We start from the raw sequence: 14,874 nt of genomic DNA, 5'->3' as shown, positions 1-14,874 counted from the left end.
GGCCGGTGGGGGCCTGGGCGGGGTGGACGCGTTCGTGCTGTACGAGCGGGGACGCGTCGAGCAGCACGTGGTGCACGAGTTGGACCGTGTGGAGGCCCGAAGGACGGAGCGGGAGATGCAGCTGATGGCCCAGCGCTACGCCGTCTATGCGCAGAACACCGCTGCGCCGGTGCCGTTTGAGCAGTTCGTCGAGTACATGCGGAGGCTGACTGGTGGCCAGTGACCCGACATGCTGGTGGCAGCCGACCGTGGAATGTAGTCCCGAGCAGGCACTTGCCCTGGAGCGGGCGGCCGGGCAGCAGCAACGGTTCGCCGACATCGACGCCCTGGCGGCCAGACTGCTGGCCACAGGGCTCGCCGGACGGCCGGTGGCCATCGTCGTCCCCGGCCGAGGACGCCACACGCCGGACACCGCCAAGGTGACGGCCCTCACCCGGGAAGAGGAAGTCTTCTGCGCCAACGCTTTCGGGGTCCAGGAGCAGCAGCGGCTCGGGGCGTGGTACCTGCCCCAGAAACTCTCGGTCAAGGCAGGGGCAGTCAATCTGCCGTATCTGCTGCGTGAACGCCCTGGCCACGCTCTGACGCTGGCCGCCGATGACACCGCCCGCCTCACCGCTGTGGAGGACTGGGACACGGTGCTGCTGTGGGCGCTGCTGGTGCCGCTGTTCGAGACACTGCTTCAGCCCATCCGGCTGCGGGCGGCAGGAGAGATCTTCCCTCGCACAGAACAGCAGCGGTTCTGGACACTCATCGAGGAGCGTTACCGGCTGCTGGGCATCGACGAGAGCGCGCTGGAAGCCTTCCGCTTCGGCGGCGGCTGGCACCAGCTGGACCGTGCGGGACAGCAGCAGGCCCGCCTTCGTTTGCTGGACACCCTTGCCGCCGCCGACCTCGTGCAGCTCGCCGCACGCCACCGGATCCAGCGGTTGCAAGGGCTGATGGCTGGTTTCGCCAAGAAGGCCAGGACGGGAACAGCCCTGGCGCGCCGGGTGCTCACCAAAGAGCTGCAGCCGGTCGTCTCCGCGTACTTCGGGGGCGACTGGCTGGCTGTGCTGGATTACCTTCAGGCTCCCCCTCACCCGGATGAGGAGATCATCACCGCTCTGCCCGAGCCGCGTCTGTACGTCGGCATGGCCACGCAGACGGCCGGCATGGCTGCCGAGGCGGGCATCGCGGAAGACGAGGTCCATGCGATGCTCGCGGCCTTCCTCGGCGGCGGCAGTTCTCTGTCTCCGGTGGAGGAGCGGGCTGCGGCCCTGCGCGGCTGGTGGGCAGGCTTCGACCAGGCGCATGCCGGCCAGCCACGGGGAATGCCGTCGTTGTGGGGGCTGGTCGATCAGGATCTGATGAGTCTGAACCCAACCGAGCAGGGGCTGACCCCCCAGTTGTACCGGCAGCGTCTGCCCGCCGATGTCCTCGAACGGGTGGGGCGGCTGTGGGAGACGGTGACGCTTGCGCGGTATCCCGGCAGCATCGTCAGCAACCCGCGCCCGCACCAGACCATGGCCGAAGCTCTCGGTCCCGCGGCCGAGTTCTGGCACGGCGTGGGCCTGACCGCCTGGTTCGTGTGCGAAGGCCCCTACTCCCGCACCACCTTGGACCGCGTCGACCGCTACTACAGCAGGCCGCTGGCCGCCCTGCGCGCGGCCGGATGCCCGGTCGACACCGCCTTCTTCCGCGAACTGCAAGCCGCCGAACAACTCCTGGGGCCGGAGGAGGAGATCACGGACAGCGAGGACAGTACGGTCGAGACCCCGTACGGGCAGATGACGTTCACCTCCAGCATGAGTCACGGCGCCCGTCGGGACGGCTTCGAGCGGGTACGGGACCTCATCACACGGCACCGGCGGGCCTGGGCGGAGCAGTATCTCGGTGCCTTCGTGGAGGGCCGCTGGCGCTCCGAGTTGGAGGAGGTCGCCCACCAGCATCACCGCTTCGTCGCCGCCAAGGGGCGTCCCCCCACGCTGCCCCAGTTCGCCCGGTTCGCGACCACGGCAGCCAACCACTGGACGGGCGGCGACCTGGGGGCGCTGTACACGGCCATCGGAGAGCCGGCGTCTTCCCCGCAGGAGCGGCCCGCCCGCCTGCTGGCCGGCGACGGCTACGACTTCGCCCGCCGGGTGTACCAGGAGCTGGGCGGCAAGCCCGTCGACCACGACGCCTGGGTTAACAGCCCGGAGGAAACCCAACGGCAGTGGCAGCTCAGCCGCCTGGCCACCGAAAGCCTGCGCCACCTTCAACTACAGGAAGCACTCGGGCGGCCGCCGACCGCCAAGGAGTTCGGCGCTCAGCGACTGACCTGGCCCTGGCCTGGCGAGGAAACCGAAGGCTGGCCCATCCTCCAGCATGTCATCGCGGCTCTTACTGGTACCAGCCTGCCGCCGATCGCACCCCCCTCCCCCGCCGTCCCGGCCCGCAACGGGGAAAACGCTGCTGGGCAGTTGCTGGCCAAGGGTGCCAACACGGCCGTGGCCACGGAGCCGACGACGGTCCGCATCACCTGCACCGGCGCACCCGTCGATGTCTCCGCTGTACTCCTCGGCCGCAACGGCAAGGTACGCAACGACCACGACCTCGTCTTCTACAACCACCCCCACCACGACGGAGTCCGCGTCGGAGGAGACACCGTCACCGCCGATCTGAGCCTCATCCCCGACGACATCACCACCATCACCGTCATCGTCAGCATCGACCTCGACGCCCAGCCCACCACCGTCTTCGACCAGCACACCCAGTGGCAGGCAGACATCATCCAGGCCTCCGGCACCCAACTGGCCTTCGCGCCGGGGCCGTTCTCCTCAGGCGAGACCGTCACCATCGCAGTGGAGCTCTACCGCCATACGAACGGCTGGAAGGCCCGTGGCGTCGGACAGGGCTACAACACCGGCCTCGCGGGCCTGGCCACCGATTACGGCATCAACGTCGAAGCCTGACGCCCCCGATCTGGTACGCGAAGCCGTCGACGACCAGGTCGGTGCGGCCGCCGCCGTCGATCTCGCGTGCGAGAGCCGCTGCTGGTGCCCAACCTTCCAGGTGTTCCCGGGCCAGCTGGATCTTGCACACACGATCTCCCCTTGGGTTTCCGTTCCGTCCCGGTACGTCAGGGAGGTTAGGGTGACCGCGACGCGCACCATGGGGGGTGCCAAGTGAGCAAGGCACGCTGGAGGTGAGCATGGGGCTGCGCCCGACACACCTTGGCTACGCCTACCAGGACCTGCTCACCGCGCTGCGGCTGGTGGACCTGGCGGTGGGACGTGCGAATTCCCTGCTGGTCGACACGAAGATGTTCACCGGGGACCGATTCGATGACATCACGTGCGAGTGGGGCACCGGCAGCCGCGAGCGGCTGCAGATCAAGCACACGGATCACGACCGCGCGTTGTCGCTGGAGAGTTTCACGAAGGACAAGCGAGGCCTACGCCTGGATCTGCTCTTCTCCTCCATGGACCACGACTTCACCTCGGATCCGGATGCCTCGCACCGCCTCGTGGTGCGCGACACGGAGCCGGAGGATCCCGAGCTGACCCGGGTGCTGCGCCCGATCCACGCGAGCACCGATCCCGGGCCTGCACTGCACGGCTTGAGCAGCAAACGGTTCCGTTTCGACGCCGCTGCGCTGCGTGCACACGCTCCGTGGAAGGAGATACTCGCCCAGGTCAGTGATGACCTGCTCAACCGCGCTTGCGCGTCCCTGGTCGTCGACACGGATCTTCCGGCGTGTTCGCTCAACATTCGCGAGCCCGGGCCAGCCGAGGCGGCCTTGCTGCACCGCATCACCGAAGAACTCGGTGCCGGACGGCCGCCGAACCGGCACCGCACGCCCGAGGAAGTGGCGCTGGCCCTGATCGAGGCGGCCAAAGCGGCGCGCAGCCGGGCGGGGACCGTGATGGTCGAGGACCTGCTTCCTCGTCTGAGTCTGGAAGTCGACTTCGGAGCGGTCCGTGAGGGGCACCCCGTGGACCGTGCCACCGAGGTGAGACGTCCTACGGTGCTCACGGGCGTGGTCGCGGCTGTGAAGGACGCTGCTCAGCAGGGGGGTGTCGTGGTGGTCACCGGTGCTCCCGGTATCGGCAAGTCGTGGTTGTGTGAGCAGCTCGGGGATGCGCTGCGGGAGACCTGGCTGGCGGTGCGGCATCACTGCTGGCTCGGCGCTGCGGACATCGACCGTGAGCAGCGTGTGCTGACCGAGGTCGTGATCGGCAGCCTGCTGAAGCAGCTGGGGACGGCCGTTCCGGAGGCGCTGGCGCAGGTCAGGCCACGCTACGCGGCCACGCCGGAGACGCTCACGGCCGCGGTCACTGCCGCGCGCGGCCTGGCACCGGACCGGCCGATCGCGCTGATCGTGGACGGTATCGACCATGTCAGCCGGGTTCTTGGATCCACCACCGGCAGCGCCTTTCGTCCGCGGGTGGACCCGGCGGCCTCTCTGGTCGCGGACCTCTCTGCCCTGGAACTGCCGCACGGTGTCGTGATCGTCCTGGCCAGTCAGCCCGGCCCTCACCTCGAGGCCGTCGACGCCGGTGCCTCCCGTCTCACTGTTGCCCCGCTCAACTGCGCCGAACTGCATGCTCTGGCGGACCGTCTGGGCGTGTTGACGGCCCTGGCGTCTTCCCCTGTCGGTGAGGGGCTTGATCCCGCTGCGCGGGCGGAGGCCGCGGTCGCACTGATCGAGGAGCGCTCTCGAGGCAACGCCCTGTACGCCACGTATTTGTGCCGGCAGGCCGTTGGTCCTGCCCCGGGCCTGGGAGCGGCGCCGGCGCCGGATGGTGCCGGCAATCCTCTGGAGAGGTTGCGGACGGTGCCGTCGTCGGCGCACGACCTCGACGACTACTACGCCTATCTGCTGGCCGGTCTGACCCCCGGGCAGCGTTCTGCTGTCAGCATGCTTGCGGTCTGCGACTTCGCTGTGACCGCATCGGAGCTCGAGGAGATCTTCCCGCTGCCCGGAATGCAGCTCGGTGCCGCGCTGACCAGCGTGGCGCCGATCGTCGCGCAGCAGCCGGGCATCGGCGGACTGAAGATCCATCATGAGAGTTTCAGCCGCTTCATCCGGCGGATCGACGGTGACCACGGGTGGGTCGACCAGGTACGGGTCCGGGCTGCCGAGTGGCTCTCCGAGCGCGGGTTTTTCACGGACCCTCGCGCCTTCCGGCACCTGCCCGAACTTCTGTCCGCTCTGGGCCGCGACGACGAACTCGCTCTGCTGATCGGGCCCGATTTCCTCTCCCGCGCAATTGCCGGGCTGCAGCCCCCGCAGGCCGTCGTCCACACCCTGACCGTGGCCGCACGGCGGGCGGCGGCACGCAACGACTGGCCCACGCTGGTGCGTTGTATCGAACTGACCCGGGCGCGGGCGACCTACGAGGACGAGGGCCTGCCGGGCTCCCTGGTGCCGTATGCGGATGTGCTGGTGGCGCTGTCGGGAGCCGACCGCGTGGCGGCAAGCCTGATGTACGAGGGTGTGACCACGATGGCGGCGCGGTGGGGCCTGCAGCTGTGTGCGGCGGTCGACCGGGCGGGTTACGCCGCCCCATGGGAGGCGTACCTGACGGCCTGGGACGAGGCACGCAAGGATGAGAGTACCCACTACGGTTCCGACAGCGACGAGTCCGTCTTCCTTGCGGAGTTGCGCGGACGGATCCGGCTGCCGGACCGCGATACCGACCGTTCTGCCCCTGAACGCCCGCTCGCGCGGCGGGTGGCTGAATTCCTTGACCAGGAGAACCCGCCGCCGTTGGAGCCTGCGCTCGATGTGCTGCTGGACTGTCTCGGTTTCGTTCCGCTGGTGGAGAGCGTCGAGCTCATCGACCGTTCCGACCGGCGCACCGCACTTCTGCTGTATCTGGCCGATGCCCGCGACAGCGCCGGCGGCGAACTGCCGTCGGCGCGCACGCTGGCCACGGCGGCCTGGGCGAGCGGCCCGTGCGACCCGCGGCGTCTGCTCCGTCATGGTCTGACAACGGCGGACCTGGCCGAGGAGGTCTTTTCCGGAGATATCAGCGCTGTTCTCACTGAGGCAACTCGCGAGGTGCTGACCGACCGTGCCAGCGGCCTGTCGGAGCCGGTGAGCAGGTGGCTGGCACTGCTCACGGTGGCGCACGCAGCCGATCCGCAGGCGCCCGTCCGGCTGCTCCCCCTTCTGGACGGCGAAGGTTTCTACCGTGCCTGGCTGCGCTTCACTCTCGCCACTGTCGGCCTGCACCGTGATATCGAGGCGGGCGCCCTTTCGGCCGAAACCGCGTCCGCCACCGTGCGTGTAGCACTCGAGCAACTGGCCCAGCACGCGCACGCGTTCACGGGCCAGCCGCGGGCCTGCGATCTTGCGGACATCCATCGGCAGGTGCGGCAAGTGCTGCACGACGGTGTCGCGCTGCTGCGGGGCAACGACGTCGCGCTGGGCATCACCTCCTTGCAGACCGTCAGCCGCGGCACCACCACCTCCCTCATGGGCATGGCCGGAACTGGCCCTCTGGTCACCACGGAGCTGCTGTCCCTGCTCACGGCGAGCGTCGGCCAGGCCGGGGCCGATGTCGTGCGCGAGCTCATGGGCACGCTGCGCACAGCACAAGCCGAGAGCCGTGCGTTGTACGCGGAGGACGCCGACTTCGAGCTTGAGATGGCCCGCGTGAGTCTCGCCTGCGACGACCCACACGAGGCGCAACGCTGCTGGGAACGCGCCGCCCGCGACCTGGCCGCCTACGGCAGCCACAAGGACATCACGATCGAGGAGCTGCTCGATCCGCTGCCCCAGCTGGTGCAAGCCGATCCCGTCCAGGCGCGTGTGCGGCTGGCGCGTACGCAGCCTCTTGTCTATCTCGTCGCGGACCGCACCGACGGGCGGGGGACGGCGGGAACGCCTGCCGAGTGGTGGCGCTTGCTGACGCGCCTGGATCCGCAGGCTGCCGCGCAGTTGGGCGCCCAGGTACTGTTGACCGAGCCCGGACTGCCCGATAGCCGGGTGGACGCGGCCCACCACCAGCTGCTGACCACCCAGGCGGACAGGGCCGATCCCGTCGTCCTGGCCGCGCTCCGCATCGCGGCAGGGCCCGGAGGCCGCAGCATCGACCAGGACATCGCCCTGCTCACACGGCTCGCCGACCTGCCCGCCGACGACGCGGCACACACACTGCGTCTCCTGCCGGTGCTGGCCAACGCGATCACTTCCACCTACGACGACCAGACCCTGTTCGCCGTGTCGCACAATGCCGGAGCCGAGCCCACCGCTGCGCTGCGCACGGCGGCACAGCGCTGTGGCGGCGAAGGCGGCCCGCCCTGGACGCCCCGTCCCGTGCCCACCAACAATTCCCGCAACTGGTCGGGCCCCGAGAAGCGCCCCACCACAGGCGCCTACCTGCACGCCCAGCAGCGCCCGACGCTGCCGGAAGGTGCCGCCGGCGTACTTGCCGCAGTCCGCGACCGCAACAGCAAGGCATACGACGCCCCCTCGGGCCCGCGGTGGTCGAGGGACGCCCTGGCCAACGCGGTCGGCTGGCGGCTACTGGAGATCCTTGACGGCCAGGGAGCCGAAGCCGCCATCCAGCTCCTGCACCGCATCGCCGACGAGATGACCCCCTCCAGCCCCCTTGAGCTCTTGGCGGACCTCGCCTCGGGATTCCAGATGCGCCAGGACACCGACCCCAATGTCCTGGGCCCGCTCGCGGCCACGGCGGGCATGCTCGCCTACACCAAGACGCGCGGCGGCGGTGGCTGGCGCTCCTTCGCCGGCAACGACCGGCTGGATCTGTGGCGGCAGGCGCATGCCGCAGACGCCGACACCGCAGCCCACAATCTCGCAGACCAGGTGACCCACGCCGTTACCGAGGGGTCCTACCACCGCACAATCGGCGTCAGCCTGGCCCTGGTCTCGGCCTTCGCCGTTCAGCCCCCGCACGCTTCGCCCACGGCTGCCAGCGCCCTCGCCTGCTGGGACGCGGCATACGAGGTCATCGCCCACCGCCTGCCCGGCCGCGCCCGCCTCGACCACGGCGCCTACCTCCCTGTGCCCGAGCAGACCACCCAGCACGACATCGACACGGCGCTGTGCCGGCTTGCGTTGGCCACGCTCGCCCTGCCCGAACGCGGCGACAAACGCCGCGCCCTAATCGCAGCGACGGTTCTCCTGGCCGGCCGCCCCGGCCCGGCCCGGGCTGCACTCGCACACGTCCTCTCCTTCAGCCTCGGCGCTGGCCCCCTGACCTGGCTCCTGACCGTCCTGCACAGCCACCTGCCTGACGGGCCCCTGGATGCCGCCCTCCTCGACCAGCTCGTGACGCTGTGCGGCAGTGACATGCTGTCCGTCCGCGCCGAGGCCGCCGCCGTCCTGGCCCGCGCCGGCCACCAGCCGCCCTCACCGCCAGCGACTGCGGCCCATCCGATACTCGTACGCGCCGTTGCCGCCCTCTCCGACCCCAAGGAGAGCGCATGAACGACCCGCGGCAATACGCGGCCGACCTCGTCGACAACTATCTGGGTGATCGCCTCGATGCCGCCGGCAACCCACCCGGGCTTCGTGAGACCGTCATCGACCTCGTAGCCGATGCCTTCCCGGACGTCGAAACGCTGATGGGAACTCAGCTGAACCTGCTGACCAATGGACACCGCAGCCAACTTCCCGATGCCTACCTCGCCGACCACGCCTCCGCCGAAGACGCCCTGCAGCACGCCGCCGCCGGCCTGCGCGCCGCACTCGCCCAAGCCGGACAGCTCGGCAACGCCCAAAACTTCGAACATCACGCGGCCGCACGACTGCGTGACGACCCCCGGGCAGCCCTGCGGGCCGAACTCGCCCGCGTTCCCCGCCCCCTGACCCGTCCCGAGGCGCTGGTGTGCTCGCTCGATCCAGCACCCTGGTTCAGCGACAGCCATCAAGCGGACAAACCGTGGCCGACGCCCGGCTTCGCTTCGCTCACAGGCCTGCGCATCCTGCCGGGCGGCGCCGCAGCCCTTGCTCGCGTGGACGACGGCCCCCATGCAGGCTGGGTACAGATCGGCCTCTTCGAGCGGCAGCGCACCCCTGCACGCCGCCATCCAGATCGGCCCGCCCGCCAACTACAGATCATCGTCGGCCTGGAGGCCCTCAACGGCGATCCACCGCCTGACACGCTGCCCGTCTCCCAGGCCCCCCGGCAGCTGTGGACCCGTCCGTGGCGTCGGCTGGGACTCGGCTTCCCGCGGGCCGAGTCGGCAGCCGCGCACATCAGCGCCGCGGACCAGGCGCTCATGGCGCTCACCACCGCCGGCAGCACCAGCATGGTCGACGCGCCCCGCCGCCGAAGCGGCCTCGGCCTACCTCCTTACATACTTGCCCCCGCCGCCAGCGTCGTGGCCGCACTCGACCTTGAACCCACGAACGGCATCTGCGGGTTCAGCCTCAGCGACACCGCCGGTGAAGCACTGATCTGTCGTCAGTGGCACGGTCACCTCGTCCACGACGGAAGCTACGAGCCTCTCCTGCCCGTGGTCGCAGGAGCGGACCTGCTCATCCGTCCTGACCTATTTACCCGCTTGCAGGACACGATCGGTGCTTCCCGCTGCCGAACAGGCGTCAGCATCCACCACATGTCAGCAGCCGAAGGCGACGCCACCCACGACGACGAGGACTGAGCACCGCGTGGGCGGGGCCTACAGGAACACGCCGTGGGTGGACGAGGCAATGACTGACGACCCCGCCACCCCTGGCCCCCACCCGCTACAGATCCCCGTGCGGATCCACGCGGTGGGGCCGGGCTGGCGGGGCTGCTGGAGCGTCTGCAAGAACAGATCAACGAGGCCTTCCCCAGCTACCGCCTCCCCGGCCTCAAAACAGGGCGTCTGGATGCACCAACCACCTGGCTGGCACGCCGCAGGTGTCTGCGGCCCGGCCAGTGCGCACATCGTGTGCGTGGTGCCGGATGCTGCTCATCCGCGTCGGCGGCCGGGCTGCGCCTGGGAACCGATGGTGTGGTCGGCCAGGTGGTCCAGGACTGCGTGATTGGCCTCCCAGCCGTCAGCGACTTTGGAAGCGGCTCCGGGGTGTGCGGGGGCGTTGAAGGGGTGGGCGTCCAGGAGTTCGGCGATGCCGGCGCGGGCCACGACGATGCAGGCGTGGCGATGGCGTGAGGTGAGGACGCACAGGCGGCCGGCTTCCAGGTGGAAGGCGGAGGCGTCGCCACGGCCGGAGAGGGGGTGCAGGGCGATGGTGACGCGGAATTCGCAGCCTTGGAGCCGGTTGGCGGTGTCGACGGTGATGCCGTGGAGCCGGGGGTAGTGGCGGGCCAGGAGCGCGCGGATGTCGTGGGTCTGGCTGCGGTGGGCGGTGCCGATGGCGATGTCGCCGGGCTGCAGGGTGTGGCCTTCGGGGTTTTCCTCGCAGATGGTGATGGCGCGCCGGGTCAGCATCCGCTCGGCGATGCCGAGGGTGGCGTGGAAGGCTTCGGCGTCGTGCCGGCCGGCGATGCGGGCCGGTAGTTCGAACAGTGCCCATCCGGTTCGGGCGGCGTGTTCGATGGCCTCGTCGGTGGGGGTGCGGATGTCGAGGGGGGAGAACGTGAGGGTGCGGTCGGCTTCGCAGCTTGCGGCGTGGAAGGGCGTAAAGGGGTAGAAGGCGTTGCTGATCGGGAGGACGGCCGAGGGCGGCAGGCGCCAGGACACGGGCAGGCAGTGGACGGGCAGGTCGGGATTGTTGGCGAGCAGGACGGCGATCGCACTGTTCACGGGGTCGTGAGGCAGGCCGTGGAAGCGGTCGGTGTCGGCTTCGGAGAAGGGGTCGAGCTGGCCGGGGTCTCCGACGAAGAGGGCCCGGTCGAAGAGGCCTGCGGTCAGCAAGAGCGTGTCGGAGCGCATCTGGTAGGCCTCGTCGATGATCGCCCACGGCCATTGGCGGCCTCTGACCGTGGCCCATTTCATAGCGGTTCCCACGATGACGTCGGCCGTCGTCTCGAGGGGTTCGATGCGGGTGGCGATCCGGATGCTGGGATGTGTCTGCAGGTCGTGTGGGAGGGTGTGATCCGTTGCGGTGAGCCGGGCGGTCCGCAGGTGCGGGTGGTGCCGGGTGAATCGCCGCACGAGGTGGTCAACCTGGCTGTTGGTCTGGGCGATGACGACGCAGGGGGCGCCGGGTCGCGTGAGGGCGTCGGCGGCCTGGGCGACCAGGGTGGATTTCCCGGCGCCGGGCGGGGAGTCCACGACGAGTGCGCGGTGGGTGAGGGTGGGCAGCTGCTCCAGGACGGTGCGGGCGGTCTGGGCCGTCTGCTGCTGCGGGTGGGGCGGTGTCACTGTTTCTCCTCGTCCCCGTCGCCGTCGCTGTGGTCCGGCGGGTCGGCAGGAGGCCCGCCGTGGGTCCAGGGCGTCTGGTCTCGTGTAGGGAATTCCGGCATCCGGTAGGGGGCGGGTGCGAGGGTGAACACGAGGAAGACACCGGCTTCGGGCAGGACGGCGTGGTTGGGGCGGGCCACGGTGCCCATGCCGGCGGTGATCTCGAGTTCGACGAGGGTGTCGCCGTCGCCGGGCGTGACCTCGCAGATCTTGTAGAGGGCGTTGGGGTGGGTGTGGCAGGCAAGGAGCTGGCCTAGTTCCATGGGCACGGGGTCCGCGGTGGACACGGTGAGCCGGGGCCGCCATAGGGTCCGTCCGGTGGGTCCGCGCAGGGTGTGCTCCGGGTCGACGGTGGCGACGGGACCGCCGAAGGCTTCGCCGGTGGTGCGCAGTTCGGCCCGTACGAAGGGGTCGTCGGTGGCGCGGTCGGCGGCGAAGGCGGCGGCTGCGTGTTCCATGCGGGTCAGGCGGACGGCGGCGGCAACGGCGTGGTCGCGGGCTGGCCGGGGGCGTCCGTCTTGGGCCAGGTGGAGGCATTCGTCGGTGAAGGCGGTGCGTTCGTGGCCCCAGCGGCGTGCGGTGCCCCTGGCTTCGGGAAGGGCCTGCAGGAGCGTGTAGGCCTGCCACATGAGCTCCCAGGTGGGGTGCAGGTGGGCGCTCAGCAGGTGGTCGAGTTCTTGCAGGGTGCGGGTCTGCTCCTGGCCCGAGTCCCGTCGCCGGGCACGGGCGTAGGCGTCGAACAGGGGTGCCAGGTGGTCGTTGTCGAAGGCGGCGTCGGTGGCTGGTCCTGCCGGGCGGTGGGTGGCGGGGTCTTCTGCCGTGCGTGCGGCGTCGCGTCCCGAGACGGCATGGCGGGGCGGGTCGATCCAGGCCAGCAGGGTGGCCAGGTCTTCGTCTTCCTGGGGGCTCTGGCCGCTGGCCCAGTGCATGGTGAGGAAGCCGGTCATGGGGATGAGGGCGGCTGAGCCGGCCAGGTCGGCGCGGTCGGTGAGATAGGTGAGCCAGTGTCCCAGCCGCTGGACGGCTTGGGAGCCGGGAGTCTGGTCGTCGACGCTGCGGAACCTCAGGTCGTCTCCGAGGTCTTTCAGGTGCTGCACGGTCTGGGGGTTGGGGACGAGGATCTGGGGGGCGTCGGTGTAGCGCCGGCGGGCCGGTCTGCTGGAGGTGGCGGGCAGGTGTTCGCTGTGCCGCTGGCAGGCTTCGATGTAGGCGGTGACGGCGTCTGCCAGGGCGGCGAGCATGGGGGCGGTGCTGCCCGAGGGTGGCGCGAGCAGGAGCTGGGGGCGGTGCGGGTCGGTGCCGAGCATGACGGCCAGCGGACGTGCAGCGGGGCCGGTGCGTTTCAGCGCCAGCAGCATCAGCGGCTGGTCGCTGAGGTGGAGGTGGCGCAGCTGGCTGGTGCGTTGGGCGTGGCCGGTGTGGGCGGCGCGCATCCGCAGGAGTGAGGTGAGCCGGATCATGCGGTGTCCGTCCGGAGGTCTGCGTGGACGCGCTGTGCGTGGCGCAGGGCCCGGGTGATGTCGTGCTGGTCCTGCGAGGGGTGCAGGTGCCCGTCGGTGAGGGCCAGGGCCGTGGCGATGGTGTCGATTCCCGCGAGGTCGTCGCGGACTGCGGTGCCCAGGGCGGCGGTCCTGCTCTGGTTTCGGGCTTCGGTGCGGCAGTGGAAGGCCAGGTCGCAGTGGTTGCGGCAGCCGGGGGTGTAGTGCGGCCGCGCGGTGGCGAGCGCGTCCGCGAGTTCGTCGCGGGGCCGGGTCGGTCTCTGGTCGGGGCCGGGCGCCAGGTCGAAGGTGGTGTTGGGGGGAAGCCTGTCCAGCAGTTCGGGCAGGCGCCTCAGTCTGCCGAGGTGGCGGCTGAGGTTCTTGATCTGTTTGTGGGCGCTGAAGGGCGTGGCGGTGGGGTGGCGGGTGAAGTTGCGCGGGTTGACCAGGATCACGGTGTCGGAAACGCGGTCTGGCGGGAGGCCGTCGTCGGCGAGGAGTTCTCGCAGGGCCAGGACGTAGGCGGCGGCCTGGGTCAGTGCTGCGTTGGCCTTGATGGGGTCGGGCTGTCCGTGGATGACGGGGAAGGATTTGATCTCCACGATGTGGAAGAGGCCATCGCGCTGGAAGGCGATGACGTCCGGCTCGAGGTAGACCTGGTGGCCGGCGACGGTCAGACGCAGTACGGGGTGGTCGAGCAGGGTGCGAGGGGTGTCTGACCTGCGGTGTGCTGTGCTGAGGATGCGGGAGCGGGTGTGGGCGCGGCGCAGTGCCAGGGGGGACCTGTCGTCGTCGCTGCCGACGCTGTTGACGTCCTCGTAGGACACCTCGGACGGGGTCAGGCCCAAGGCGTGGCGGAGTAGCGGTACCAGGGGGGCTCCTGCTTGGGCGGTGACCTTGTGTTCGAAGGCGAGGCCGTAGTCGAGGGCGAGCCGGGATTTCCTCAATGGCCGCGGCAGGCCCAGGTGGGCGGCGAGGGCGTCTTTGTCGATGCCGGCCGCGTCCAGCAGGGAGCGGCGGTCGCAGCTCGGATTGGTGGTTAGCGCTGCCAGGGTGCGTGCGTTGTGCGGGAGGGGCGGTGCGGTTCCGCGTAATGCGCCCAGTCGTGCGTCGAGCGAGGTCACTTGGTTCCTTGGAGGGCAGAGCACAGCCGTGCGGGTTGCGGGGCTGTTAAGCGGTGCGGCGCATGCGGGTGACGTTGCGCAGGGTGTTGCCGAAGAGCTGCTCCGCGTCGCCGAGTTGCTGGCGTGCTCGCCGGGCGGCTTCGGCGCGGGTGTCAGCGTCGTCGTCGGCGTGGATTTCCAGTTCGGCTGCGGCTGCCTGGCGCAGCGCGTCCAGATCGAGCGGGCCGCGGGTGGTGTAGCCGTGGATGTTGCGGCTGTAGTGCTGGAGGAGTTGCTGGACGTGCGGCGACGGTTGGGGTTCGCCGGGGCGGTGTTCGGCGGCGTCGGCGAGCCGCAGAGCCGAGGTGAGGAAGTGGACTCGCTGGGTGAGCGGCCCCACCAGGCGCTGTTCCAGCGGCCAGGTGCTCAGGGCGAGCAGGGCGCGGGCTGGTGAGAGCAGGTCGGAGGTCACAGCGGCGCAGATGTAGTAGGGGCGTGCGTAGGGAGCGGATCGGAAGGAGCGTTCCTCGTCGCGGCGCAGGGTGGTCAGGCGTGCCGTGTTCAGCGGGCCGGAGAAGAACGCCTGGTGGACCTGGCTGAGCAGTTTGGGTGCGGCGGGGACGGTGAGGAGAGTGAGCGCCTGCTGGATCTGGTCGCGCACCGGCAGGGCGCTGTCATCGTGCTCTGAGGATGCCGGTGCTGCGGGCTCGGCCTCTGTCTTGTCCGGGCCGTCGTCCAGACCGCACAGCACGTCCCAGGCGCGTTGAGTGCGCGTCAGCTCCTTGCTCAGGAGGCTCGCTTGGGTTTTGTCGTGCTCCGCGAGCGCTTGCCGGATCGCTTCCTGCAGCTGCTGCATGCGTTTCTCGAGAGCGACCAGATGCTCGTCCATGCCTGCATGCTAGCAGTGACCCATGACGACCAGATTTCTTCCTGTGTTTTTGGTGTAGTGTTCCGGGCTCGTAAGGCACCACCGGTGCCCTCCTACGCCTCGCTTCCCAGAA

The 14,874-nt window shown here is 69.9% G+C and carries 8 protein-coding genes and 1 pseudogene; 4 read left to right on the top strand and 5 right to left on the bottom strand.

Features of this window, described 5'->3' with window-relative positions; translation table 11 throughout:
- Window positions 1–223, top strand: a pseudogene (locus tag HET64_RS09445) (restriction endonuclease subunit R); the annotation flags it as partial.
- Window positions 213–2,933 carry a TerD family protein gene (locus HET64_RS09440; protein ID WP_215103708.1) on the top strand — a complete coding sequence of 907 codons (2,721 nt, stop codon included), beginning with the start codon at window positions 213–215 and terminating at the stop codon, window positions 2,931–2,933. The pseudogene HET64_RS09445 and the gene HET64_RS09440, both read left to right, overlap by 11 nt.
- Here the strand turns inward: HET64_RS09440 and HET64_RS09435 are convergent.
- A complete protein-coding gene (locus HET64_RS09435; RefSeq protein ID WP_215103706.1) occupies window positions 2,917–3,063 on the bottom strand; it encodes a hypothetical protein in 147 nt (48 codons plus the stop codon). The two genes, HET64_RS09440 and HET64_RS09435, sit on opposite strands and share 17 nt — an antisense overlap.
- A gap of 109 nt (window positions 3,064–3,172) precedes the next feature.
- On the opposite strand from HET64_RS09435, the gene HET64_RS09430 reads away from it, so the two are divergent.
- Both HET64_RS09430 and HET64_RS09425 read left to right on the top strand, forming a co-directional pair.
- Entirely contained in the window at window positions 3,173–8,425 is a 5,253-nt protein-coding gene (locus tag HET64_RS09430) for an ATP-binding protein (RefSeq protein WP_215103704.1), read from the top strand.
- Window positions 8,422–9,603, top strand: coding sequence for a hypothetical protein (locus tag HET64_RS09425; protein WP_215103702.1), 1,182 nt, complete (start codon window positions 8,422–8,424; stop codon window positions 9,601–9,603). Before HET64_RS09430 ends, HET64_RS09425 begins: the two co-directional genes overlap by 4 nt.
- Window positions 9,604–9,897: 294 nt before the next feature.
- Here HET64_RS09425 and HET64_RS09420 read toward each other — a convergent pair whose 3' ends face one another.
- Genes HET64_RS09420 through HET64_RS09405 form a run of 4 tightly spaced genes read right to left on the bottom strand, consistent with a single transcriptional unit; the run spans window position 9,898 to window position 14,762 of the window.
- Complete coding sequence (locus HET64_RS09420; protein ID WP_215103700.1) at window positions 9,898–11,253, bottom strand: AAA family ATPase; 1,356 nt, start codon at window positions 11,251–11,253, stop codon at window positions 9,898–9,900.
- Window positions 11,250–12,752: a hypothetical protein gene (locus tag HET64_RS09415; RefSeq protein WP_215103698.1), complete on the bottom strand. Its 1,503-nt coding sequence runs from the start codon at window positions 12,750–12,752 to the stop codon at window positions 11,250–11,252. Before HET64_RS09415 ends, HET64_RS09420 begins: the two co-directional genes overlap by 4 nt.
- Complete coding sequence (locus HET64_RS09410) at window positions 12,749–13,894, bottom strand: hypothetical protein (RefSeq protein WP_215103690.1); 1,146 nt, start codon at window positions 13,892–13,894, stop codon at window positions 12,749–12,751. Before HET64_RS09410 ends, HET64_RS09415 begins: the two co-directional genes overlap by 4 nt.
- A gap of 46 nt (window positions 13,895–13,940) precedes the next feature.
- Window positions 13,941–14,762, bottom strand: coding sequence for a hypothetical protein (locus HET64_RS09405; protein ID WP_215103682.1), 822 nt, complete (start codon window positions 14,760–14,762; stop codon window positions 13,941–13,943).
- Between the last annotated feature and the right edge of the window lie 112 nt (window positions 14,763–14,874).

Source organism: Streptomyces sp. McG3, from assembly GCF_018619185.1.
Lineage (GTDB): Bacteria > Actinomycetota > Actinomycetes > Streptomycetales > Streptomycetaceae > Streptomyces.
The sequence above is the reverse complement of the archived record's forward strand: the minus strand, read 5'-3'. Positions and strand labels throughout refer to the sequence as shown.